Source organism: Candidatus Poriferisodalis sp. (assembly GCF_965208895.1).
In the GTDB taxonomy this organism is placed as follows: domain Bacteria; phylum Actinomycetota; class Acidimicrobiia; order Acidimicrobiales; family Poriferisodalaceae; genus Poriferisodalis.
In genome coordinates, this window is sequence record NZ_OZ242363.1 from 4,219,442 (window position 1) to 4,243,540 (window position 24,099).

Annotated in this window: 23 protein-coding genes; 14 read left to right on the forward strand and 9 right to left on the reverse strand. The window is 67.7% G+C overall.

The features are described from left to right. Nucleotides 1-2: 2 nt before the first annotated feature. Entirely contained in the window at nt 3-191 is a 189-nt protein-coding gene (locus ACOGJB_RS18940) for a hydantoinase/oxoprolinase family protein (RefSeq protein ID WP_419838629.1), read from the reverse strand. Between the two features lie 82 nt (nt 192-273). Between ACOGJB_RS18940 and ACOGJB_RS18945 the strand changes: the two genes are divergently transcribed. The 4 genes from ACOGJB_RS18945 (at nt 274) to ACOGJB_RS18960 (ending at nt 6,097) form a co-directional block, all read left to right on the forward strand. Next, a complete protein-coding gene (locus ACOGJB_RS18945) occupies nt 274-1,959 on the forward strand; it encodes an RCC1 domain-containing protein (RefSeq protein WP_419838630.1) in 1,686 nt (561 codons plus the stop codon). A gap of 350 nt (nt 1,960-2,309) precedes the next feature. After that, entirely contained in the window at nt 2,310-2,816 is a 507-nt protein-coding gene (locus tag ACOGJB_RS18950) for a hypothetical protein (RefSeq protein WP_419838631.1), read from the forward strand. A gap of 305 nt (nt 2,817-3,121) precedes the next feature. Continuing rightward, the gene (locus ACOGJB_RS18955; protein WP_419838632.1) at nt 3,122-3,529 is read left to right on the forward strand and encodes a rhodanese-like domain-containing protein; all 408 of its coding nucleotides are present in this window, start codon (nt 3,122-3,124) and stop codon (nt 3,527-3,529) included. Nucleotides 3,530-3,562: 33 nt separating this feature from the next. Next, nucleotides 3,563-6,097 carry a N,N-dimethylformamidase beta subunit family domain-containing protein gene (locus ACOGJB_RS18960; protein WP_419838633.1) on the forward strand — a complete coding sequence of 845 codons (2,535 nt, stop codon included), beginning with the start codon at nt 3,563-3,565 and terminating at the stop codon, nt 6,095-6,097. A gap of 101 nt (nt 6,098-6,198) precedes the next feature. Here ACOGJB_RS18960 and ACOGJB_RS18965 read toward each other — a convergent pair whose 3' ends face one another. Continuing rightward, complete coding sequence (locus tag ACOGJB_RS18965) at nt 6,199-6,885, reverse strand: hypothetical protein (protein ID WP_419838634.1); 687 nt, start codon at nt 6,883-6,885, stop codon at nt 6,199-6,201. 211 nt (nt 6,886-7,096) lie between these two features. Here ACOGJB_RS18965 and ACOGJB_RS18970 point away from each other — a divergent pair, with 211 nt between their 5' ends. Continuing rightward, nucleotides 7,097-8,251: an epimerase gene (locus ACOGJB_RS18970; RefSeq protein ID WP_419838635.1), complete on the forward strand. Its 1,155-nt coding sequence runs from the start codon at nt 7,097-7,099 to the stop codon at nt 8,249-8,251. A gap of 120 nt (nt 8,252-8,371) precedes the next feature. On the opposite strand, the gene ACOGJB_RS18975 is transcribed toward ACOGJB_RS18970, so the two are convergent. Genes ACOGJB_RS18975 through modA form a run of 3 tightly spaced genes read right to left on the reverse strand, consistent with a single transcriptional unit; the run spans nt 8,372 to nt 11,321 of the window. Beyond that, nucleotides 8,372-9,595 carry a sulfate/molybdate ABC transporter ATP-binding protein gene (locus ACOGJB_RS18975; protein WP_419838636.1) on the reverse strand — a complete coding sequence of 408 codons (1,224 nt, stop codon included), beginning with the start codon at nt 9,593-9,595 and terminating at the stop codon, nt 8,372-8,374. Further along, on the reverse strand, nt 9,580-10,425 hold the full coding sequence (locus tag ACOGJB_RS18980; protein ID WP_419838637.1) for an ABC transporter permease: 846 nt from the start codon (nt 10,423-10,425) through the stop codon (nt 9,580-9,582). The genes ACOGJB_RS18975 and ACOGJB_RS18980 overlap by 16 nt, the downstream gene beginning before the upstream one ends. Continuing rightward, the gene (gene modA / locus ACOGJB_RS18985; RefSeq protein ID WP_419838638.1) at nt 10,422-11,321 is read right to left on the reverse strand and encodes a molybdate ABC transporter substrate-binding protein; all 900 of its coding nucleotides are present in this window, start codon (nt 11,319-11,321) and stop codon (nt 10,422-10,424) included. Before modA ends, ACOGJB_RS18980 begins: the two co-directional genes overlap by 4 nt. On the opposite strand from modA, the gene ACOGJB_RS18990 reads away from it, so the two are divergent. Then, a complete protein-coding gene (locus ACOGJB_RS18990; RefSeq protein ID WP_419838639.1) occupies nt 11,320-12,231 on the forward strand; it encodes an MBL fold metallo-hydrolase in 912 nt (303 codons plus the stop codon). The two genes, modA and ACOGJB_RS18990, sit on opposite strands and share 2 nt — an antisense overlap. A gap of 187 nt (nt 12,232-12,418) precedes the next feature. Next, nucleotides 12,419-12,673, forward strand: a complete 255-nt coding sequence (locus ACOGJB_RS18995; protein WP_419838640.1) for a hypothetical protein — start codon at nt 12,419-12,421, stop codon at nt 12,671-12,673. A gap of 3 nt (nt 12,674-12,676) precedes the next feature. Here ACOGJB_RS18995 and ACOGJB_RS19000 read toward each other — a convergent pair whose 3' ends face one another. Further along, nucleotides 12,677-13,828, reverse strand: a complete 1,152-nt coding sequence (locus ACOGJB_RS19000; protein WP_419838641.1) for a DUF418 domain-containing protein — start codon at nt 13,826-13,828, stop codon at nt 12,677-12,679. A gap of 159 nt (nt 13,829-13,987) precedes the next feature. Then, the gene (locus tag ACOGJB_RS19005) at nt 13,988-15,079 is read right to left on the reverse strand and encodes a Zn-dependent alcohol dehydrogenase (RefSeq protein WP_419838642.1); all 1,092 of its coding nucleotides are present in this window, start codon (nt 15,077-15,079) and stop codon (nt 13,988-13,990) included. Nucleotides 15,080-15,393: 314 nt separating this feature from the next. Between ACOGJB_RS19005 and ACOGJB_RS19010 the strand changes: the two genes are divergently transcribed. The 6 genes from ACOGJB_RS19010 to ACOGJB_RS19035 all read left to right on the forward strand — a co-directional run bounded on the left by ACOGJB_RS19010 (nt 15,394) and on the right by ACOGJB_RS19035 (nt 21,975). Continuing rightward, nucleotides 15,394-16,821 carry a 3' terminal RNA ribose 2'-O-methyltransferase Hen1 gene (locus ACOGJB_RS19010; RefSeq protein ID WP_419838643.1) on the forward strand — a complete coding sequence of 476 codons (1,428 nt, stop codon included), beginning with the start codon at nt 15,394-15,396 and terminating at the stop codon, nt 16,819-16,821. After that, nucleotides 16,818-19,376 (forward strand): polynucleotide kinase-phosphatase, encoded by a 2,559-nt coding sequence (locus ACOGJB_RS19015; RefSeq protein WP_419838644.1) that lies wholly within the window; start codon nt 16,818-16,820, stop codon nt 19,374-19,376. The genes ACOGJB_RS19010 and ACOGJB_RS19015 overlap by 4 nt, the downstream gene beginning before the upstream one ends. A gap of 85 nt (nt 19,377-19,461) precedes the next feature. Beyond that, nucleotides 19,462-19,728 (forward strand): hypothetical protein, encoded by a 267-nt coding sequence (locus ACOGJB_RS19020; RefSeq protein WP_323673011.1) that lies wholly within the window; start codon nt 19,462-19,464, stop codon nt 19,726-19,728. A 24-nt stretch (nt 19,729-19,752) separates the two neighbouring features. Then, a complete protein-coding gene (locus ACOGJB_RS19025; protein ID WP_419838645.1) occupies nt 19,753-20,058 on the forward strand; it encodes a carboxymuconolactone decarboxylase family protein in 306 nt (101 codons plus the stop codon). Nucleotides 20,059-20,233: 175 nt separating this feature from the next. Continuing rightward, complete coding sequence (locus ACOGJB_RS19030) at nt 20,234-21,100, forward strand: acyl-CoA thioesterase (protein WP_419838646.1); 867 nt, start codon at nt 20,234-20,236, stop codon at nt 21,098-21,100. After that, on the forward strand, nt 21,097-21,975 hold the full coding sequence (locus tag ACOGJB_RS19035; protein ID WP_419838647.1) for a 1,4-dihydroxy-2-naphthoate polyprenyltransferase: 879 nt from the start codon (nt 21,097-21,099) through the stop codon (nt 21,973-21,975). The genes ACOGJB_RS19030 and ACOGJB_RS19035 overlap by 4 nt, the downstream gene beginning before the upstream one ends. A 110-nt stretch (nt 21,976-22,085) precedes the next feature. Here ACOGJB_RS19035 and ACOGJB_RS19040 read toward each other — a convergent pair whose 3' ends face one another. After that, entirely contained in the window at nt 22,086-22,766 is a 681-nt protein-coding gene (locus ACOGJB_RS19040; RefSeq protein ID WP_419838648.1) for a ubiquinone/menaquinone biosynthesis methyltransferase, read from the reverse strand. Between the two features lie 29 nt (nt 22,767-22,795). Continuing rightward, nucleotides 22,796-23,242 carry a hypothetical protein gene (locus ACOGJB_RS19045; protein ID WP_419838649.1) on the reverse strand — a complete coding sequence of 149 codons (447 nt, stop codon included), beginning with the start codon at nt 23,240-23,242 and terminating at the stop codon, nt 22,796-22,798. A 104-nt stretch (nt 23,243-23,346) separates the two neighbouring features. On the opposite strand from ACOGJB_RS19045, the gene mshD reads away from it, so the two are divergent. Further along, nucleotides 23,347-24,093: a mycothiol synthase gene (mshD, locus tag ACOGJB_RS19050; RefSeq protein WP_419838650.1), complete on the forward strand. Its 747-nt coding sequence runs from the start codon at nt 23,347-23,349 to the stop codon at nt 24,091-24,093. The last annotated feature ends 6 nt before the right edge of the window (nt 24,094-24,099 follow it).

Here is a 24,099-nt window from a genome sequence, read left to right on the forward strand (position 1 = left end):
AATCAGGCTACCCACGGGCACAGCACGGTCTCGATCGGGCGCTGGTTCACGAATTCCGCAGACACGAGTGAGCCGTCACCCCGGACCACCATCAGGCGGGCGTCGAGTTCCAAGGACTCCATGGCTGCCTGGATTGCGTCGGTAAAACGGGCGGTAACGGAGATGAGCTGTGCATTGAGCAGCGTCGTCACCGCTCGCCGAGGACCGCCGAGCCGCGAGGGCATAGTGTCTGTGGCCCAAGTTCGGGCTTGTGGAGCATCGGAGTGATGGACCATGCCGGAGACGTTGATGCCGATCAAGGGGCGCGTTCGCTCGATTCCGTTGCTCGCGGCCGCGTTGGCTGCGGTGTCGTTGGCGATGCCGGCGACGTCGGCAGCTCAGCCCGCAACGGCGTATCTCGACGGAGCAGAGCCGTGGACCGAGTCGGATTGCGCGAGCGATGTGCCGGTGGTGGTGGCGTCGGACGCCAGGGCGCAGTCGGACATCTACAGCGCTGTGACCCTCGCCGGGGCACTCGGCACCGACTGCGTGGTCCTCGCCGGCCCGCGTGAAGCGCGCGTGCCTGTCAGCCAGCAGGCTCGACTCGACGCTGCTGCGGCGGGCGGCTACGTGCTCGGCGGCACCGCAGCGGTGCCGCCGGCCAAGATCGCCGGGCGCACCATGACCCGGCTCGGCGGTGCGAACCGGTGGGTCACAGCGCAGCGAGTCGGCACTGAGGCCAGCGCGCTCGGCTCACGACGCGAGCCTGCTTCGGTGGCCACGCCCGAGGTGAGCCTGACTCCTCCCGCCGACGTGGCCCAGCCCGGCCTGTATCTCGACGGGGCCGAGCCATGGATCGCGTCGGATTGCGCGGGCGATGTGCCGGTGGTGGTGGCGTCGGACGCGAGGGCGCAGTCGGACATCTACAGCGCCGTGACCCTCGCCGGGGTGCTCGGCACCGACTGCGTGGTGCTCGCCGGCCCGCGTGATGCAGCCATGCCGGTGAGCCAGCAGGCTCGACTCGACGCTGCTGCGGCGGGCGGTTACGTGCTCGGCGGCACTGCTGCGGTGCCCACGGTCAAGGTCGGCGGGCGCGCCATGACCCGGCTCGGCGGCGCGGATCGGTGGGCCACGGCGCAACTTGTCGGCAGACGCGCCACCGGCGACACGACCGCTGGGACCAGCACCGCCGCGGAGACGATCCCGCTGCAGTTCAACGCAATTGCGGTCGGCGCGGTGCATGCCTGCGGGCTGCGCACTGACGGCACCCTCGCCTGCTGGGGCACCGACAGATGGGGCGAGACCAGCGCCCCGTCGGGCATCTTCACTGCCGTCAGCGCAGGAAGCGGCCATTCGTGTGGCGTGCGTGCCGGTGGCGCTGTCGAATGTTGGGGCAACAACGCCTTCGGTCAGGCCGACGCGCCCACGGGCGCTTTCACCGCAGTGGCCGCGGGCCCGCTGCATTCGTGCGGGCTGCGAAGCAGCGGCACCGTCGCCTGCTGGGGCGACAGCCGCTCGGAGCGCACCGGCGCACCGGCCGGAACCTTCACAGCGGTCGCCGCGGGCAGCGCTCATGGCTGCGGGCTGCGAACCGGCGGAACGGTCGCTTGCTGGGGCGACGACGCGTCGGGGCAGACCGACGCGCCGCCGGGCGCCTTCGCCGCGGTCGCGGCGGGAGGCGTGCGTTCGTGCGGGCTGCGAACCGGCGGCACGGTCGTCTGCTGGGGCGGCAGCAATGAGGGCGAGGCACAGGTGCCGTCGGGCACATTCACCGCAGTGTCGGTCGGCTACACACATGCCTGCGGGCTGCGCACCAGCGGCACGGTCGCCTGCTGGGGCGACAGCGCAATGGGCCGGGCAGATCCGCCGCCGGGCGCCTTCACTGCTGTGGCCTCAGGCGGCGAGCATTCGTGTGGACTGAGAGCCGATGCCACCGTGGCCTGCTGGAGCCATCGGCCTGTCGACTTTGCCCCGCGTTGAGGGGCCGCACCAACGAGGAGCCGCGGGCGTGCAGCACCAGCGCGGCCTTGCCCCGCGTCGCCGGGATGCGCGGACCGGTGCCTGCCCAGGGCGAGCTTGGCCGCGCGAGCGCGGGCACGAGGACGCGGCGGCGGCTTTTGCTGTAACATTGCGCACAGGTGTTGCAGCGGGACGGCTGCGGTTTCGGAGGCGTTGATCAAGGTGTTCGGTTTCGGTACGTGCTCTCCCTCCCCCCCCCCCCCCCCTGTGAGCGGCTGCAGCGGCGCGATGCTGCCTCAGGCGGGCTGACCGGCACCCCCAGGCGCGGCCGAGGCCGCCGCGGGCTTGTGGCGGTGTTGGCGTTGGGGCTGATGTCGGCAGGGCTGCTGGTGGTGACGGCTGCCCCAGCCGCCGCTCAGGACAGCGCAACACACCAAGCGGACCGCGCAACACGCGAGGTGCTCTGCGCCGGCGGTCTGGACACCACGACCGACGCCTACCTGAACAGCGCTGGCTATCTGACATGCCTCGGTGACGACCGCGCAGCACGCGAGGCGGTCTGCGCCGGCGGTCTGGACACCACGACCGACGCCTACCTGAACAGCGCTGCCTATCTGGCATGCATCGGCCGCCTCGCCGGCGGAGGGGTCCGCTCGGAAGCCAGCTATAACGGCATAACGACATTTGTGAATCTGCCGCCGAACACCCCAGTGCATTTCAGGCACGACGGCAAAGGAACCGGCAACCTCAGCGGTCGCGGTAGCACGGTGCCGCACGGAGCCCAGTTCGAGGGTGCCGTGTCCACATATGTGATCGGTGACGACGGCCGGCGGCATGTCTGCACCACCTGGCCGAGCGGGTGGAGCGACTGCCCCTGACACGCCACGCAAGCCGCGCCGCCGTACCTATGGGATGTCTCAGACGTGGGGCGGCGAATTGCCGGGACGCCATCTCATGAGGCTCCGAGCCGTCGGCTGACCCCGACTGGCCGGTGTTCGAATCGCTTGTGAGTGCGCGCGCATCATCGATGCGCGACCGAGGCACGGGTGCCGCCGCACCGGCGTCGACCGTGCCATGTCCTGCGCTGCGCCGACGAGGCTGGCAACAGCGGTTGTCCATCGTGTGTGCTGAGGTGCGAACATGGTGGCCCGGCTTTGCAGCACAGCAGCACCAGGAGGAACCGATGGGCGTCAAGTCAGTCAATGAGATGGTCGCGGAGGCCAAGTCACGTATCGACAACATCTCGCCGGCGGAGGCGCACCGTCGCGTGACCGAAGAGGGTGCCCTGCTCGTCGACATTCGTGACGTCCGCGAACTGCAGCGTGACGGTGCCATTCCGGGCTCCATGCACACGCCGCGGGGAATGCTCGAGTTCTGGGTCTCTCCTGACTCGCCCTACACGAAAGAAGTGTTCACCGAAGACCGCGAGTTCATCCTGTGCTGTGCCGGAGGTGCCCGCTCGGCCTTGTCCGCCGACACGATGCAGGACATGGGCGTGCCTAGGGTCAGCCATGTGGAGACCGGATTCGGCGGCTGGCGGGCCGACGGCATGCCCGTCACCGACTACGACGCGTTTCGGTCACAGCGCTGAGCTGAGCCTGCCGATCAACGTAAGCGAGACGCCATGCCTGAGTCCCACGCGCCCGAGGTCGGGGCGCCCGACCGCCCCGGCCCTGATGCTCCCAAGCAAGTCACCGGCTACTGCGAGCCCTGGACGCTGCGTGCCGGAGAGACGATCAGGCTGATGGCCTCAAGCCACCAGCCCGGCCCGGCTGAGATCGACATCACGCGAATCGCCTGCGGCGACCCGACCCGTTACGGCCCCGGCTTCGACGAGCGGCCAGCCCCAGCAGCCGGCAGCTGGTCGGTTGAACTCGACGAGCAGCCCCTCACACCTGGCTCGTATGCAGTCGCAGACGTGAGAGGAATGCCAAGGGGTGGGCCGTACATCGGCTTCCGGCTTTGGGTGATGCCGACGAACCTGACTGGCTGGCACCGTATCGCGACGCTTTGCGCACCCGTTCCCGCTTCGCTGCAGCGTGCGCGTGCAGATCGCAGTGATCCTGACGATGACTTGGCCCTGACGCTTCCGCCGGAGCTGCAGCTCGATACCTCGCACGAGGGCGGCTCGGAACAGCAGCGGGTCGATCTTGCACTCGACATCGTCGACGGGCAACTGCTGGCGCGCTATCCCGGACGAGGCATATTCCTCGGGCAAGATCACCAAGGTCCCGTGACGCTGACAGTGAACCGCTGGTACCTGATTGAGACGATGATCGAGACGGAGGCCGATCGGCTGTACCTCTTCGTCTCGGCCGTTCCTTCCTCATCGCCAGGCCGCGATGCACGCGAAGTCTCGCTTGGGCTCAAGGAAACTGCCGAACTGGAGTGCTGGTCGTTCTTCGAGGCAATGGGGTTGCACAAAGACGAGGACACCTCCCACGACGGCCCGGCCGGGTTGTACACAGATGTGCGCCGCGAGATGCCCTTGTGGAGCGATCATGGCAATGCGTTGCAGTCGTGGGGGGTGAATCCGTGGCCTTCGACGATGTACCGCTACCCGCCCAATCCACTATTCCTGCCAGAACGCGGTTGGCCAGAACACTTGGACCCTGCTGAGTTCTGGCTCGGAGGCGGCCCCGACGGCGAACGATTTGACGGACGGATCGCGCGACCGGTCATTGTGGGCGGCGGACGGTCGTGCACATGGGACCTCCACAGCGATGTGGCGGCCCGGAGCGCTCCCATGAAACCCCCACTCGATGACGACCCAGATACGGGCCGAATGATGCTGCACCAGTTGCCGACGCGAGCCATCACGGGGCCTGCATGGGACGGGTCGGCGCACCGTTGGGCCGACAACCCATCCCACTTCGACGCGGTCCACTTCCATCACGATGACCTGTACGACGCGGGCTGGGACACCACCGTCACCGCGACGCTGCCGGATGATCTGCCGAGCGGGATCTACGCATTTCGGTTGCGTGGCGAAGCCGGTGAAGATCGGGTGCCCTTCTTCGTGCGCCCTGCCACTGGCGCACGTACCAACGACGTGGCGATGCTGATGCCGACTGCCACCTACATGGCCTATGCCAACCATCGGATGCTGTTCGAAGGCGCTGATTTCATCCCGACCAAGACTCGCCTGCGACCCGAGCACGCCTACATCCGCGACCATCCCGAACTTGGGCGCAGCCACTACGAGAAGCACCCCGACAGCAGCGGCGTCATGTTCAGCTCACGCCGCCGGCCCGTGCTGAACCTTCGGCCCGGGGCTGACGGCTGGAACTTCACGCCCGACACCGACATCAACGCCTTCCTTGAGCACCTCGAAATTGGCCACGACATCGTCACCGACGAGGACCTGCACGCAGACGGCGTCGCGGCAATCGCGCCCTACCGGGTGCTGGTGACCGGCAGCCATCCCGAGTACTGGTCCACCGCCATGCTGGACGCACTGGCCGACTGGCAACGCAGCGGCGGGCGGCTCATGTACCTGGGAGGCAATGGCTTCTACTGGCGAGTGGCGTTCAGCGACGCCTGGCCTGGCGCCATGGAGCTGCGCCGGGCCGAGGACGGCGTGCGGAACTGGCAGACCGGGCCGGGGGAGAGCTATCACGCCTGGGGCGGCGAGTACGGCGGCATGTGGCGGCGCCAAGGGCGGGCGCCCAACGAGATCTGCGGCATCGGTTTCGCCGCGCAGGGATTCGAGAAGGCCACCTACTTCGTCCGTGACTCCGGGGCCGACAGTTCGCGGGCTGCGTGGATACTCGACGGGGTGCCGGGGGAGCGCATCGGCACTTCCGGGCTGGGCGGCGGCGCCGCCGGCCAGGAGGTCGACCGCTTCGACGTGCGTCTCGGCTCTCCGAGCCACGCGGTCGTGCTGGCGTCTGCGACCACGTTCGGCTCCGACATGCTGCGCACGAAAGAAGAATTCGAAGGCTCGGTGGACTTCCCGACGCCCGACCCCATGGTGCGTGCCGACATGGTGTTCTACGAGACGCCGAATGGGGGAGCAGTCTTCTCGGTCGGCTCCATCTCGTGGTTCGGCGCGCTGGCCCGCGACGGCTACGACAACGACATCGCGCGTATCACGGCCAACGTGGTGCGGCGCTTTGCCGATCCTGAACCGTTCCCGCCGCCGTCTGCAAGCGAATAGCGAGCCGGGCCGACCTCAACGATCCAGGCCGACCTCAACAATGCTGGCTGTTCCGATTCACATTGGTGCGCTTGGCGCCGCAGCCGCAGCCCCGCGCCGAACTAGGCGTCTTTGCGCGTCTCGGAGATGAGTTCGCTCACCCGGTTGGCTGCAGGGGCATAGTCGGGATCGACCTCGGGGCCCGGCACGAATTCGGGGACCTCGACACGTTCGGGCCCCGACGGCGGCGCTGAGCGCTTGGGCGAGGCTGCTGTCGCGGGTGCAGCCGCAGCGGGTTCAGCCGCCGCTGCGGAGCTTGGCTCAGCGGCCGACTTCTCTGCCGCGGGGGCCGCGGTGCTCTCCGGCGCAGGGACCCCGGTTGCCTCGCGTGCCGACTTGGAGCGGGCGAGTATCGCAGCGAGCCGGGGATCTGCTGCGCCGTCATCGCCGGCCGGCTCGGCAGGCGCGGGCGCCGCCGCTGCGGTGTCCTGTGCCGGGGGCTTGTCAGTGCTTCCTGCCGGCAGCCCGCGCGATTCAGCCGCTGCGGCGCGGGCCTCGGCAAGACGTGCCCGTTCCTGGGCCGCTTCGATTTCGGCTCGTGCCCGCTTAGCCAAGAACTGCGGCCATTCATCCTCAGGTACGAGCTTGCTGTGGGCTACCGAGATGACCTCGACGTCGTTGTCGAAGCGCACGCGGTAGCGCTTGATCGCGAAGCCGAGGCCTCGACCGCACTTTCCTGGCGTGCCTTCGGGGACGCCAGGGAGGTCTTCGTTGACTATGACTCGGGTGCCGCGCTTGTACTCGCTCATGACCCGGTTCCGCCGATGATCGCGCTCATCGTTGCGGGAGCGTACCGGCGAATGCGGTCAGCTTCACCGCAAGGGCGGCGAGTTGTCGATCTTCGGCTGCGAGACACGGTCTACGAGCCGTAATGTCGCCGCGGCACGGGCTCAGCGAGTGCGCAGAACGCGCGCCCGCGCGGCCCCGATGCCGGACGAACAGTGAGTCGAAGGAGCGGTCGTGAGCGAGCAGACTGCGTTGGTCGTGGGCGGCACGGGTCCGACTGGGCCCCATGTGGTGAAGGGCTTGCTCGAGCGGGGCTACCGGGTCACGATTCTGCACACCGGACGCCACGAGGCTGACGAGATCACCGATCTCGTCACCCACATTCACACCGACCCGTTCGATGCCGACCAGTTCACTGCTGCGATCGGGCGGGCTACCTACGACCTGTCGGTGGTCATGTACGGCCGGCTGCGCGAGATCGCGCGGGTGATGGCCGGTCGCGTCGCCAAGTTCGTGAGCATCGGCGGTTTCCCTGTGTACAGCGGCTGGGGCGACGCAGATGCGCTCTGGCCGGCAGGCATGCGCGTGCCCACGCGCGAGCACGATCGCTTGGTCTCCGATGAGGGGCCGCAGTTCCGTGTGAACACCAAGGTGCGCCAGATCGCGAATACCGAGCTCGTCGTGTTCCGCGAGCACCCAACGGCGTCGCACCTTCGCTACCCGTGGATTTATGGCCCCGGCCAGATCAGCCCGCGCGAGTGGAAGATCGTGCGCCGTGTGCTGGACGGCCGCACGCGCATCGTGCTGCCCGACGGCGGCGTGACGTTGCAGGCTTCGGCAGACGCGCGCAACGCCGCGGCAATGGTGCTGGCGACCGTCGATGCCGGCGCACGGTCGTCTGGTCAGGCCTACAACGTGTCCGACGAGTGGACGCCCACGCTGCTGCAGTGGGTCGAGATCATCGCCGCGGCGCTGGATCACCGTTTCGAGATCGTGTCGATCCCTTGGGAGTATGCGGCCGTGTCTCACCATCTCACCCAGCGCAGCACGCCCCATCACCGGGTGATCAACTGCGACAAGGCGATCTTCCAGCTTGCGTACCGCGATGTCGTGGACCCGGTGGAGGGATTGACCGATACGGCACGCTGGCTTGCCCGCGAGGAGAACCACCCCGAGCCCGGTGGCGCGATGGAGCGCTCGCTCGTTGACCGCTTCGACTACGAGGCCGAAGATCGTCTCATCGACGCGTGGCAAGCAGCGATCTCACGCAACGACATCGAATCAGCGGCTGCCGCAGCCGACCCCGGGTTCTTCGATCGATACAGCGCCGACTTCGACGACCGTCCCGGCGCCGGCAAGGGATGGACCTCAGTCAACCGTTCCGGTTGAGCGATGAACACAGTCAACCGTTCCGGTTGAGCGATGAACCCAGTCAACCGCTCCGGCTGAGCGATGAACCCAGTCAGCCGCTCCGGCTGAGCGATGAACACAGTCGGCCGTTCCGGTTGATCAGTCGCCGCTGTCGGGTGCGAGTTCCACCTCGGTTGCCTTGACCGAGACCCACAGGCTGGTGCCGGGGCGGATCAGCAACTCCTGTGCAGCCCCGGGGGTGATGTCGGCGGTGAGCTGCAGGGGGGAACCGAGCAGCACCCGCGTGATGTCGCCGAGCGGCTCGACTGCCTCAGCGGTGGTACGCCACACGTTGCGCGGGCTGCCGCTCGGCCGTTCGCGATGCAGCGCAATCGCGCGGGGGTGAATGGTGGCCAACACCGGCCCCCTCAAGGTGGAGTCGGCCGCGTGCAGCAGCACGGTCCCACGACGACTGCCTCCCTCAGAAGAAGTGCCGCTGTCGGGCGTCACAGTGATCTCGCCACTGTCGGCTGTGCCGCGCACCAAATTGATCCCGGACAGGTCGGCGGCATAGGTCGTTGCCGGTGCTCGACGCAGTTCATCGGGCGTGCCTGATTGGGTGAGGCGACCGTTCTCGATGATGTGCACTCGGTCGGCCAGTACGAACGCATCGGTCGGATCGTGGGTGATCAGCAAACGAGGCACACCTCCCGCTCCTTGGAGCGGGAGCGGCACATTGCCCGCTCCTTGGAGCGGGACTGCGGGCGACACGCTGCCCCCGTTGCGGCCGCTGCTGAGATGCGCGGCCAGATTGCGGCGCAGCCGGTTGCGAGCGGTGACGTCCAACGACCCAAGCGGCTCGTCGGCAACCAGCAGATCCGGCTCGCAGGCCAGTGCGCGGGCCAGTGCCACCCGCTGACGCTGGCCTCCCGACAGGGCGCGGGGGCGGCGATGGCCGAGATCGCCGAGGTCCATCGCATCGAGCCAGGCCTGTGCCCGTTCGCGTGCTTCGGTTCGGCGTGTCCCGCGGGACGTCAATCCGAACGCAACGTTGTCGAGTGCGTTGAGATGACCGAAGAGGACTTGGTCTTGGAACACCACACCGATGCGCCGTTGATCGGGAGGCACGAAGATTCCCGCCGCCGGGTCGTCGAGCACCCGTCCCCCGAGCTTGATGACGCCGTGCTCCAACTGAAGCAGTCCCGCGAGCGCCGCCACGATGGTGGACTTGCCTGCGCCGTTCGGACCGAGCAGCGCCGCCGTCTCGCCCGGCTCGACGCGCAACTGCACGTCGAGCTCGAAATCGCCGCGATGCAGCCGCAATTCGGCGTCGAGGGCTCCGAAGCCCCCCGAGGCGTCAGCGCTGGTCATCGGCTCGGCCACCAGCGGTCCCGCAGAGCGATCAGCAGTCCCAGCGACAGGGCCACCAGCACCAGGCTGATGGCCACGGCGGCGTCACGGTCTGCTTCGAGGGCGACGAACACCGCAAGCGGCAGTGTCTGTGTGCGCCCGCCGAGATTGCCCGCAAAGGTCACCGTTGCACCGAACTCGCCGAGGGCCCGAGCCCACGCCACCACGACGGCAACGCCCAATGCAGGCCCGATCATCGGCAGCGTGACCCGCCACAGCACCCGCAGCCGTGACGCTCCAAGCGTGGCCGCAGCGTTCTCGTAGCGACGGTCGAGGTTCCGCAATGCACCCTCGACGGTCAGGATCACGAGCGGTGTTGCCACAAAGGCGTTCGCCAAGATGACTCCCCAGATCGAGTACGGCAACAGCAGCCCGGTGGCGTCGTGCAACGGCCCGCCCACGACGCCCCGGCGCCCGAGTGCGAACAGCAGCGCGGCTCCCCCCACCACCGGCGGCAGCACCATGGGCAGCGTCACGAGCGCCCGCACCACCGAGCGGCCACGGAAGTCCACTCGTGCCAGAACCCACGCCAGAGGCACGCCGACTGCGGCTGCAACGATCGCCGCGGCTGCTGAGGACACCACCGAGAGCACCGCCGCATCCACGACAAAGCGACTCGACAGATGCGTCCACAGCCCCGTCCACGGCGTTCGTGCGGCCAGCCCTACCACTGGCAGGGCGAAGAGCACCACGCCGAGGGCTGCGAGGACAGCTACCGGCCACGGCGGCAGATCTCGTGGCGAGCGGCGCATCGAGCGTCGGTCGGCGTGGTTGGCGTCCTGCGATGCCGATGCGGAGGTCATGGCACCGTGAATCCGAATTCTGCGAACGTGCTGCGGGCCGCGCTGGTTACCAGGTAGTCGGCGAACGCTGCTGCTGCAGCACCGTTGGGTGCATCGGCCAGCACCGCGGCAGCGTATGACGCCTGGGGCGCGGTGCCCGCAGTCCAGCCCAGGCTCACGACCGCATCCAGGCTTGTGGTCCCCCGTGCGCTCGGAACCGCATCGCTCGCATACACCACGGCGGCATCGAGCTCTCCCGCGGCCAGCTTGGTGACAAGTGCGCGCACATTGGGCTCATCGGTGTCGGGAACCGGCTCGATCCCGGCCTGCGCCAATCCGGTTCGTGCCAGCGCACCGCAGGGAACCTCGGCTGCGCACAGCCCGATCAGCAGTTCGGGCCGAGCCAGATCGGCCAGCGATGTCACCCCGGCGTCGTTGCCGGCGGGCACGGCGAGCACGACCGAGTTGCGCGCTACGACGACAGCGGCGCTCGCCAGCCCGACTTCGTCGCGAACCGCGTCGAGATGGACCGCGCTGGCAGGGATGAACACATCGGCCGGTGCGCCGGCGAGCACCTGCTCGCGCAGCGCCGCGCTGCCCGCTCCGGCAATCTGCACGTCCACGTCGGGATGGAGCTGCTCGAAGTCGTCGGCCAGCACTTGGGCAACCGGCATCAATGAGGCGGCAACGAGGACATGCAGATCGCCGCTGAGCGCTCCGCCGCCGGACCGGGAGGATGCAGGGTCGGGACCTGCTGCGCATCCAGCAGCGAACGGCATCGTCACTAAGGCCATCCACGCGAGTGCGGCACCGAGACGGCCGCCGGCCCGGCGATTCCCCCGCTCCCAGTCAGCCATAGCCGCGCCAGTGTGCCCGGCCCGCACAGCCGCCGAGCCCAGGCGTATGGTTCCGGCCATGGCTACGACCCTCGATTGGTACGGGTGCGCAACTTTCCGGCTGCGCACCGCAGGTCTCACGGTGTTTCTCGATGCCTACATCGACCGGGCGTCCAACGCCGCCGGACCGGGGCTCTCAGCCGACGACATCACCGAGGCAGACTGGGTGCTCGTCGGCCATTCTCACTTCGATCACCTCTACGGCGCGGAGCGGATCATCGCGAACACTGACGCCACGTTGATCGCTTCCTACGAATCCGTGCGGCTCATGGCCGAGGCAGGCATCCCGCTCGACCGGATGATCTGCGTCGCAGGGGGCGAGACGGTGGACTTGGCTCGCGGGGACCGGGGAGCAGGGGTGCGGGTGTCGGTGTTCCCGAGCCAGCATTCATGCGTCTGGTCGCACACCGAAATGGACCAGCCCGACGAGGTCTGCCTCGGCGACTTGGGCGTCACCTGGCAGCAGCAACAGGAACGCTTCGCACAGCTCATGAAGTACCTGGCCACCGAAGTCGATCCTGCAACAAGCGAACACATTGCGGCATCAGCGGTCGGCCACAGCGATCGGGGTGACGGCGGGGCGCTCGTGTTCCTGATCGAGGCACCTGACGGCTCCGTGCTGTTCCAGGACACCTCGGGTCACTGGACGGGGGTGATGCGCGACCTGCGGCCCGACGTGGCGATCCTCGCAGCAGCCGGCCGCGGAAACATCGACGGCGAGCCCATCCAGGGTTCGCTCGCCCAGTTCATCGGCCGGCAGGCCGACCTGCTGCGGCCTCGCAAGCTCATCCTCGGTCACCACGACAACTGGCTGCCGGGTTTCTCAGTCCCGACTGACACCTCCAGCATCGCTGCCGAACTGACCCGCGTCACGCCGAGCGTCGACTTCCTCGAACCCGGATACATGGAAGCCACACCGATCCTGCCCTAGGAGGCTGGTCGGAAACGGGTGCCGGACCCAATCTGCAAGCCCCTGACCTGCGGTTTTGCATGCGCCAAACACCCGAAACGCGACTTTCCGACCACGCTCCTAGCGGAGCTTGCTGAGCGGATTCCTCTGCTTGGGCACCACTGAAATGCAGTGGATTCGACAGATGTCGCCACCCTATGGTGGTGCTATGACATACGGTTTGGTGGCGGCGACGCAGATTGTGGCGGACGCGTGGGCAGTGCTCGTCGTGGGTGCAGGCATCGTTCTCAGCGTGCTCGGCAGCGTGCTCACCATCACGTTCCATCTCGGCAACCGCATCGACGGCCAGTCAGACCGCATCGACAGGCTGTCGGAGGAAACAGCGCTCGTGCGCGAGCGCGTGGCCCGACTCGAGTCGCTCGGTGGTGCATTCGATGCGGGTTCGTTGCCCTCGCCGGCCTGACCATCAGCGGTTGCGCAATGGCTGCCAGCGGCGGTAGGTCGCGCAGCGCCAGAGCCATTCGACGGGACCGAAGCTGAACCGATCCATCCAGGCCTTCGACCACCACAGCTGCAGCGCCCAGACGACGACGACGAACACGGCGATGGCGCTGCGGCTCAGTTCGGAGTCGCCCAACAGGGTGCCCAGCACGAGCAGGCCCATCGCGGTCTGGGTGAGGTAGTTGGTGAGCGCCATGCGCCCGGCGGCGCGCACGCGCTGGCGCATTGCCGAGTCGCCTGCTGTATTCCACAACGCGATCAGGCTCAAGTAGCCCAAGCAGATGGGAATGGTGGCCAGCGTGTTGGGGATCGTTCCTGAGATGGCCCAATCGATGTCGAAACCGGAGCCTGCCATCAGCGCGAATCCGCCGGCTGACAGCGGCAGCCCGATGCCGAGCCCCCAGGCCGCGAGACGGCGATAGAACGACGGCGTCCGGCGGCCGCTGATCACGCCCGTGCGGTACAGCGCTGCCCCGATGAGCATGGCCCCCAGCGCTCGTCCGAACACATCGATGAGGAACCACGTCTCGACGACGCCGTAGTGGTCGCCGTAGTGCCAGAAGTCGATAAGGACGCTGGAGTAGCTGCGCAGCGACGACTGCACGGTCCATGAGGTGACCGCGACGGCGGCGAAACAGGCTGCGCCCAGCGTCATGAGTACCTTCGGCGGCAGTTTTCTCAGTGCTAGCACCAGGGGCGAGCAGAGCGCGTAGAGCAGCAGCACGTCGCCGTCCCAGATCGAGATGTGCACGAGGCCAATGACGGCCAGCAGTGCGTTGCGCCACAGGCTCAACAGCGCTCTGCGCCTGCGTTTCGCCGCGGCGCGCTCGGCGAACAGCACGATGCCTGCGCCGAACAGCATCGAGAACAGGCCCATGAATTTCTGATCGGCGAAAATCTCTCCGGCACCGCCGATGATCCAGTCCAACAGCGTCCGTGATCCGGCCGCGTCGAGGTTGGTGTAGGCGGCTGCCGGCAGGCCGAATGCCACGGCATTCATGGTCAAGATGCCGAGCACGGCCACGCCGCGCACGGCGTCAAGCGTCGTGATGCGCTCGGCGCCAACCGTGGCGAGTGCCCTTGCCGCGGCCTTCGGATTGGCAGCGCTCTCGCTCAACGGGCGATCTCCGATCGGCATCGATTCTGTGGACTCGACGACTTCAAGCAGCCCAGCCGACAGCCGATGGCGGGTGAAGCGGGGCTCACCGTGCCGCGCCTGCGGACGATGTCGAACCCGCGGCCTGCAAGAGCGGTGACCCGCGGACGCGTCGCTGTGTCAGTCGAACGTGATGACCGTGCGGTTGGAGGTACCGGCCTTCATCCAGGAGTAGCCCTCGTTGATCTGCTCGAGGTCGATGCGCCCCGAGATCATCTCGTCGAGCATGAGCCGTCCGTCGAGGTACAGGTCGATCATCATCGGGATGTCGCTGCGGAACTGGTTCGAGCCCATCATCGAGCCCTGCAGCTTCTTCTCAGCCAGGAAGTCGATGCCGCGCAGCTCGACCCTGGTTTTCGAGGGGACCATGCCGATCACGGTGGCTGTGCCGCCGATGTCGAGCATCCCGAACGCCTCTTGCACGGTCTGCGCCAGCCCGATGGCTTCGAAGCTGTACTCCACGCCGCCACCGGTCATGTCCTTGACAGCGGTCACCACGTCGTCCACCTCTGAGGCATTGACGGTGTCGGTGGCGCCGAGCTGGCGGGCCGTCTCGAGCTTCTCGTCAGTCATGTCAACCGCGATGATGCGCCCCGCACCGGCGACCCGGGCGCCCTGCACGGCCGACAATCCGATGCCGCCGCAGCCGATCACGCAGACCACGCTGCCGACGCCCACGCCGGCGGTGTTGACCGCAGCACCGAAGCCCGTGGTGACACCGCAGCCGATGAGGCATGCCCGATCGAGCGGCATGTCGGGGCGGATCTTCACGACGGCGTTCTGATGCACCAGCATCTGCTCGGCGAAGCCGCCGAGCCGAGCCATCTGGTCGACACCCGTGTCGTCGTCGCGGGTCAAGCGGGGGGCGGCATCTCTCGGGCGGGACGTGGCCCGGATGTTCGTGCAACGGTGCGGGTTGCCAGACAGGCACCGGTGGCACTGGCCGCAGAAGATCGACAGGCACGCCACGACGTGGTCGCCGGGTGCCACATAGCTCACGTCGGAGCCGACCGCTTCGACCACGCCCGCCGATTCGTGGCCCATCACCATGGGAAGCGGCGTCCGGAACAGCCCCTCCATGAAGTGCAGGTCGCTGTGGCACAGCCCAGCGCCTTTGGTCTGAATGAGCACTTCGTTGGGCCCCGGAGCATCGATGCTCAGGTCCTCGATCTCGAGGTCTCCCGGCTGTTCGCAGAGCACAGCTGCCTTCATGTCACGCCCCCTTGCGTTGTGCGGCCATGCCGCTCGACCATGTTCGGCTCCTGCAGAGACTACGCGAGATGACCGGAGCCCTGTTCAGGCGACAGGTTTCGGCGACGCCGCACATCAAGCGGTACATATTCCGCAGACATCGACCGCCCCGCCGTCAGGTCTGACAACAGGCACGAGTCCAAAATGACTGTGGAGTCAGCGCCGAGCGAGGGACCGGACCGTATCCGCCTGGCTGGAGGCCCTGACGACATCGACAGTGACCTTCAGAAAATGGTTGCAGCGTGCACTGTGAATTGTGTTTGGATGGCGGTGCCATGCTGGTCTCGCTCACTTCCACGACGGCCGACGCGACTGATCTGGGCTATCTGCTGCACAAGCATCCCGACCGTGTGCGGACAGTCGACGTCGGAATCGGACGTGCGCATGTGTTCTTTCCCGAGGCCACCCCGCAGCGCTGCACGGCGACGCTGTTCGTCGAAGTCGACCCGATTGCGCTGGCACGCGGCACCAAGGGGCGCCCGCCAGCCAGCCTCGAGCACTACGTGAACGACCGGCCGTATGTGGCCTCGTCCATGCTCGCAGTGGCCCTCGGTCGCCTGTTCGGGACAGCGCTGAGCGGTACCTGCGACGCTCGACCGCATCTGGTCGCGCAGCCGCTGGATCTGGAAGTGCATCTGCCGACGCTGCCGGTGCGCGGCGGCGAGCGCATCGTGCGTCGCCTGTTCGAGCCTTTGGGCTACGAGGTCAACACGACTCCGATCGCGCTGGACGCGCAGTTCCCGTCGTGGGGCAACAGCCGCTACCACAGCGTCGGGCTCAAGGGGCGCCAGACGGTACGAGCCGCGCTGGAGCATTTATTTGTGATGCTGCCGGTGCTCGACGACCGCAAGCACTACTGGATCGGCGACAGCGAGGTCGACAAGCTGCTTCGCCGCGGCGGCGACTGGCTCAAGTCGCATCCCGAGTCGTATCTCATCTCGCGGCGGTACCTGCGCTTCGGCAGCCTGACGCGCTCGGCCATGGAGCGTCTTGCCGAGTCCGACCACGACCGCGACGACAGCGCCGATGACGATGCTGCCAACGGCGGCAGTGGGTCAGGGGCCGAGCCGCAAGGGGGTGACCACGAACTGGCGGAACGTCCGATCAGCCTGGCCGACCAGCGTCGTTCGGCAGTGCTCGAGGTGGTGCGCAGCCTGGGAGGCGGACGGGTCGCCGACCTCGGATGCGGCGAAGGACGGCTGCTCACGCACTTGATGGACGAGCCGACTGTCACCTACCTGCTCGGTACCGATGCCTCGATCGACGCGCTCGACCGGGCCGAGCGGCGCCTCGGGCTCGACGAGATGTCCGAGCGCCGTCGCGAGCAGGTCTCTCTCGTCCAAGGTGCGTTGACCTACGCCGACGACCGGCTGCGCGGCTTCGACATCGCCACCCTGGTGGAAGTCATCGAGCACGTCGACCCCGAGCGGCTCGACTCGCTCGCCGATGCTGTGTTCGCCCACGCAGCGCCGCAGGCAGTAGTGCTGACCACGCCCAATCGAGAATTCAACGTGAACTACAGCCATGTCGGGCCCGACGGCATGCGTCATCGCGACCACCGCTTCGAATGGAGCCGCGAGGAGTTCGGCGCGTGGGTCGCTGACATAGAGAAACGCTTCGGCTACCGAGCTGACATCAGCGGAATCGGCGTCGAACACTCCGACTACGGTCCGCCGACGCAGATGGCGGTGTTCCGGCGATGAGAGATCAGCTCGCGACGATCGAGGTTCCCGACCTGGGCCTCGTCGTGCTGTGCGGTGCATCGGGGTCGGGCAAGTCGACCTTCGCCAGTCGGCACTTCTCCGATACTGAGATCGTGTCGAGCGACCGGTGCCGCGCGCTCGTCGGCGACGACGAGTCCGACCAGTCGATCACCGCAGCGGCCTTCGATCTGTTGCACACGATCGTGGAACGGCGCCTCGAGGTCGGGCGTCTAACCGTGGTCGACGCCACTAACACCAAGCCTGCCGACCGTGCGTCACTGATCGAGCTGGCCCGCAAGTGGGACGTGCTGGCCACCGCCGTCGTGTTCGACCTGCCATTGGACCTGTGCCTGGAGCGCAGCCGGGAGCGACAGGGCCGTGTCACGCCCGAGCACGCCGTCAAGCGGCAGCATCAAACGATGCGCCGCACGGTCAAGCGGTTGCGCAAGGAGCGCTTCGGCAAGGTGTACTCGCTCGGCACCGCTGCTGAGCTCGACACGGTGCAGGTGATTCGTCAGCGGCTGTGGTGCGATCGGCGGGACGACGCCGGGCCGTTCGACATCATCGGTGACGTCCACGGCTGCGGTGACGAGCTGGTGGCGCTGCTCGGCGAACTCGGCTACGACACCGACTCGTCACCGATCGTCCACCCCGACGGGCGACGGGCGGTCTTCGTCGGCGACTTGGTCGACCGCGGCCCCGGCGTGGCCGAGGTGCTCGACGTCGTGATGTCGATGGTGCACGCCGACGCCGCACTGTGCGTGCAGGGCAACCACGAGAACAAGCTGCGCCGCGCCCTGGGCGGGCGCAACGTGCAGCCGACACATGGCATCACCGAGTCGCTGGCCCAGCTGGACGCCCGCGGCTCGGAGTTCAGCGCCCGGGTGGCAGCCTTCCTCGACGGTCTCATCAGCCATTACGTGCTCGACGGCGGCGCCTTGGTGGTCGCGCACGCAGGACTGCCCGAGCGATACCACGGGCGCACATCGGGCCGCGTGCGCTCGCTCGCGCTCTACGGCGACACCGATGGCGAGTCCGACGAGTACGGGTTGCCCGTGCGCTACCCGTGGGCGAACGACTACCGGGGTGAGGCTGCGGTGGTGTACGGCCATACGCCGGTCTTGGTGCCCCGGTGGGTGAACAACACGATCTGTGTTGATACCGGCGTGGTGTTCGGCGGCGAGCTCACGGCGTTGCGCTGGCCCGAGAAAGAACTGGTCTCGGTGCCCGCCGCACGAGTGCACTACGAGCCGACGAGGCCGCTGCGCGCACACGGCGACGGTGCGGTTGGCGCGCACGGATCGAATGGCGTCTCCTTGGTCGACCTCAGCGATGTCCTGGGCAAGCGATCGATTGAGACAGCTCTGGGCGGCCGCATCACCATCGAGGCCGACCAGACCAGCGCCGCGCTCGAAGTGATGAGCCGTTTCGCCGTCGACCCTCGCTGGCTTCCCTATCTGCCGCCCACCATGGCGCCAGCCGCGACCACTGCGCGCCCTGACTGTCTTGAACATCCCGATGAAGCGTTCTCGTACTTCCGCAAGGCCGGTACCGGCGAGGTGGTGTGCGAGGAGAAGCACATGGGGTCTCGGGCGGTCCTGGTGTTCGCGCGCAATCCCACGGCTGCAGCGGAGCGCTTCGGCATCTCCAATGACGACGCAGGCGTGATCGTGACGCGCACCGGCAGGCCATTCTTCTCGAACCCGGGCGTGGCCGGCACGCTGCTCGACCGGCTGAGAGCTGCCGCCGATGCCACCGGTATCTGGGACCGCCTCGGCACCGACTGGCTGGTGGTCGACGCCGAGATGCTGCCGTGGACAGCGAAGTCTGCCGAGCTGCTGCGCCGCCAGTACGCAGCGACAGGCGCCGCGGGCACTGTAGCGCTCGGAACAGCCCTGCAGTTGATGGCCTCTGCCACGAAGCGAGGGGTCGACGTGGAGGCATTGACGTCGCGGACCGCGGAGCGGGCGGAACACGTGGCGTCGTTCGTCGGCGCCTACCGGCAGTACTGCTGGGACGTGGACGGCGCCGACGGCATCGAGATCGCCCCGTTCCAGATCCTCGCCGCGCAGGGCGAAGTGCTGGCGCGTCGACCTCACCGCTGGCACCTCGAAGAGATCGATGCGCTGGTCACAGCTGCGGGCGGCTCGCTGCGCCGAACCGATCGCCGGTTCGTGCATCTTGACGACGATGCCTCGGTGGCGGAGGCGACGCAGTGGTGGCAAGCAATGACTGACCGTGGCGGCGAGGGCATGGTGATCAAGTCGGCGCAGACCATCGCACGCTCCGGCAGGGGTCTGGTGCTGCCGGGGGTGAAGTGCCGTGGCCGTGAGTACCTGCGGATCATCTACGGGCCCGAATACCTGGCGCCGACGAATCTGGAACGGCTCCGCAAACGCTCGCTGGGCCGAAAGTCGTCGCTCGCCCGGCGAGAGTTTGCGCTGGGGATCGAGGCGCTCGACCGGTTCGTTGCCAACGAGCATCTGTCCCGTGTGCATGAGTGCGTTTTCGGCGTGCTCGCACTCGAGAGCGAGCCGGTCGATCCGCGGCTCTAGCCGTGCTGCGCCGTCACACGAACGCTCAGTGTGCTGCGGGGCGGTAGCGTCGCTGCCAGCGAGCCACGGCCGTCGAGGGGGAGTCATGGCGAACGAGCACGGCTACTTGCCGAAGGTGACCGAACTGGACGACAAGCAGCAACGCCGCTTGGACACCTGGTACGCCAAGGCCTACACCGACGACAACCTCTTTCGGACGCTCGCCGCGGACGAGACCACCATCGATCTGTTCCTCGGCTGGGTCGGGGCCGTGTACGGCGGTCATCCCGACGAGGATCCCGGTGCGCTCGACCGGCACATGATCGAGCTGTGCCGCATCCGCATGGCCAACCGGAACGAGTGCTTTCACTGAAGCCTGGTCAAGAGCGCATCGTTGGTGCGCACCGGACTGACCGACGAAGTCATCGCCCAGCTCACCGACTACGAGGCATCGGATTTGCCCGAGTCGTGGAAGGCGGCACTCGCACTGTGCGACCGTCTCTCTGGCTATGAGCACAAAGGCGTGATCCCGGCCGAGCTGTACGACCGGCTCGAAAACCACTTCAATGAACAGCAGATCTTGCGCCTAGGTGCGCTGCTCGCCTCCGCAAGCGGCTGGCACCGCATGATCGAGGCATTCGGCATTCGCCCCGACCACTACCGGTCGCAGGAATCCGCTCCCTGGGCGGCCGCAGCAGGCTGAGTCTGCGCTCGCAGACGCGCGCGGCCACGCGGTCGGCCATGGCATCATGCGGATGTTCACGCCCGACGGCGAGTTGCTGGCGCCGCTCGCCGCCGGGAACCAGTCGTTCGCCGTGGCGCGAGCGGCCGGCCCCGTGGAGGACTTCAGGCTGTAGTCAGCACTAGCTTTCGGCTGCGTGAGCGCCGAGGCTGCGATGAGCGATGCTGCGATGAGTGATGCCGCGCCGCAGGACCCGCACGTCGCTGAGGTCATCGATTTCTTCGGTCTTCAGTCGACGGGCACCGAGCTGCATTGGCTGCTGCCGGTCACCTACGACGTGGCCGGCGCCACCGGCACGATGCATGGCGGTTGCGCACTCGCGGCCGCCGTGGCGGCCCTCGAGAGCGTCACGGGCCGGCCTATGGCTGCTGCATCGGCCCAGTACCTGGCGCGGCTGCCGGTCGACGGCCGCGCGGCCATCGCCCTCGACATCGGCGCCAGCGGCAACCGGATGACCCAGGCCTCCGCGGAGATCACGGACGCCGCCGATGGCCGGGTCATTCTGCGTGCGCTCGTGTCCCTTGGCGGTCGACAGCTGGGAATCGACCAGACGTGGGCGACGGCCCCCGATGTGCCGCCGCCGGACTCATGCGCTCCGCGCGGCCCGACCTCGATCACCGGCGATTCGTTCACCGATCAAGCCGACATCCGGCTCGCCGGCCAGCAGCCGGGCGAGCGGCACGTCCGCTACTGGGCGCGCCTCGGCGGCACGCTCGCATCGACGGGTCCGGGTCTGACGGCGCTGGCCGACCTGCTGCCGAGCGGGATGCGCGTCAGCCTCGATGCTGGTTTCAGGGGATCCAGCCTCGATAACACGGTGCGAATCTCTGGTGAAGCCGAGAGCGAATGGGTGCTGTTGGACATCGAGTCCGACGCCGTGCACAACGCCATCGGCAACGGCATCGTTCGCATCTATGCCGCCGACGGGGGACTGCTGGCAACAGGCACCCAGTCTTTCGCAATCACCCGCATCACCGGTCCCCTGGGCTCGCCGCAGCGATGACCGGCGTGCGCACGTGGCTGGCCGGATCTCGGCCCCGCACCTGGCCTGCATCCTTGGTGCCGCCATTTGTCGGCACAGCGGCTTCGGATGCCGCGGCTGACGGCGCGGTCGTGTGGTGGCGAGCCGCCTTCGCGCTGATCGTGTCGTTGTGCATTCAGATCGCCGTCAACTACGCCAACGACTACAGCGACGGGGTTCGGGGCACCGACGTGGCCCGGGTGGGACCGCAGCGCCTGGTGGCCTCAGGAGCGGCGACCCCGGCTGCGGTGCGAAGAGCTGCATTCGCAGCCTTCGGCGTCGCTGCAGTGTTCGGCATTGTTGTGGCAGCAGCGGTGTCGTGGTGGCTGGTCGTGGCGGGAGGGGCATCGATGGTGGCCGCCTGGTACTACACCGGCGGACGTCGCCCGTACGGCTACCGGGGTCTCGGCGAGCTGTTCGTGTTCGTCTTCTTCGGGTTGGTGGCAACGGCGGGTTCGGCGTTCGTCCAAGACGCACGGTTGACAGTGTTGGGCATCGCGGCGTCGGTACCGGTGGGCTTGGGCTCGGTGGCGCTGCTCATCTCGAACAACCTGCGTGACCTGCCCACCGATGAGCAAGCCGGCAAGCGGACCCTGGCAGTGCGGGTGGGGGATCGACCGACGCGGGCGATGTACGTCGTGGTGGTGTTCCTGGTGGTGTTCTCGCCGCTGTACCTCACCTTGCTGCGGCCGTGGGCAATCCTGGGCGTCGCCGCTGCGGTGGTGGCGATTGCGCCCGTTCGAGCGGTGCTGCGCGGGGCAACCGGTCCCGCACTGGTGGGCGTGCTGGTCGGCACCGGTCGCCTGCAGATCGTCGTGGGTGCGCTGCTCACTGTCGGTTTGGCACTGGGTACCTGAATCTCGGCCTGCAGCGCCCCGTCAACGAGCCGGCGTGGTCCGCACTCCCCGTTGACGATCTCGCCAAGATGGTGCCTGTGGCCTGAGCGCACGGCACCGACCGGATCAGCTCAGCCGGTCCGCGTTGCGGTGATGAGCTGGGCAATGCCGCCGCTCAGCGCCTCCCGGTTCACGTCGCGGAATCCTGCCTCCGCGAGCTGGGCCAACAGCACCGCCACCTCGGGCAGATAGGCCACCGACTCGGGCAGGTAGCGGTAGGCGGTTCGGCTGCTAAGCAGGCTGCCGACCGCCGGCACCACCTTGCCGAAGTACATCTGGTGACCGAAGCGCAGCAGCGGGTTGGCAGGTTCGGCGACCTCGAGAAGCGCAACCCGGGCACCGGGCCGCAGCACGCGGGACAGCTCAGCGAAGAACGGCCCGAGGCTGGCGAAGTTCCGCAACGCAAAGCCGCACGTAGCGCCGTCGAGCGAAGCGTCGCGCACGCCGAGGCTGAGCGCATCCGAGCGGAGCAAGGGGGCATCGGTGGTAGCCGCCGCAAGCATGCCTGCGGAGAAGTCCACGCCGACGGGACGCAGCCTTGCCGATTCGAGTTCGTTGCACAGGTCGCCGGTGCCGCAGGCCACGTCGATGACTGTCTCGCCCGGCTGCAACCCGAGCGCAGCCACGGCGCGGCGACGCCACCGTGTGTCGAGGCGGAACGTCAGCATCCGGTTCAGCAGGTCGTAGCGGGGCGCGATCTCGTCGAACATCTCCTCGACGGCCCGAGCCTTCTCTGCGGGGCTGGGCAGCACAGAGTGTGTCTGTCGGCGCAGGCGCGAGGTCACTGGAACCAGACGCGGCGGTGACTGCGGCTTATCGGATGGAACAGCAGCACCAGCAACAACGCATCGAACATCAGGCGCAAGATCACGCCCAGCTGGAAGCTCGTGCGCGCACCCCACCACAAGGTCGCCAGGATTGCGTAGATCGCTGCCGCGGTGCACAGCCAGTGGCCCCAACGGCGCTCGTTGGACGTCCCCAAGGCGCCCGCGACGTACGCGCCGCCGAGCAGGACGGTGAGGGCCAGCGGCACGATGCTGTTACCCAGATCGTCTGCAGTGCGGTCGCTGGCAAAGAGCGAGACGATGCCCTCGAAGATGTCGCGTGCGAGCTGCGAATCGATGCGAGTCCCGAACAGCAGCAGCAGCGCTGCGGAGAAATAGCACAGCAGCACTGCACTGAAGAGCGTCTGAGGCTGGCTGCGGTTGAGCCACCGCATCTGATTCACCGGACAAGTGTGGCACCTGCGTCCGCACGCCCCCCATCGGCGCAGCCTCTGCGGCGATCACGGCGGCCTGATTGCGGAGCCGGTGCAGCATTAGCCTCCTGTCGGTGAGTGCCGATCCCGTCATCTCGATCGGTACCGATCAGCACGGCGCCGTCGTGGAGGCCAATGCCGCGCAATGGACGCCGGGCGCGCTGGTTGAGGCATTGCGCCTGCAGCTCACCGATGCCACTGGACCGATGTCGGTCTGGATCGATCATCCCGATCACGGCGAGCCAGCGAGCGGCGACCTAGTGCCAACCGAGACCGAACTCGGGCGCGGGCTCGCCGAGCTCGGCCTGACCTTCGAGCGCGATCTCTATCGCATGGAGCGGTCCTTGCCGATGGATCAGCCCAGCGGCATCGAGACGCGCTCGTTCGTGGTGGGGCAAGACGAGCAGGCATGGGTTGACGTCAACAACCGTGCATTCTCCTGGCACCGCGAGCAGGGCGGATGGACTCTTGCCCAGGTTGCCGAGCGCCAGGCCGAGCCGTGGTTCGACGCCGACGGCTTCCGGGTCTACGACATCGACGGCGGCATCGCCGCCTACTGCTGGACCAAGGTGCACGCGGATGAGGACCCGCCGGTCGGCGAGGTGTACGTCATCGCAGTCGACCCCCAGTACCACGGTCGGGGTCTCGGTCGGGCCCTCACGCTGGCCGGCTACGAACACCTCGCCGACGCGGGCCTGACGCGGGCGATGCTCTATGTCGACGCCGACAACACGCCCGCCGTCACGCTGTACCTCGATCTCGGGCTCGAGGTTGCCGTCGTGCGCCGGCTGTTCACAGGCACTGGCCCGCTGAGCTCGTAGGGAATC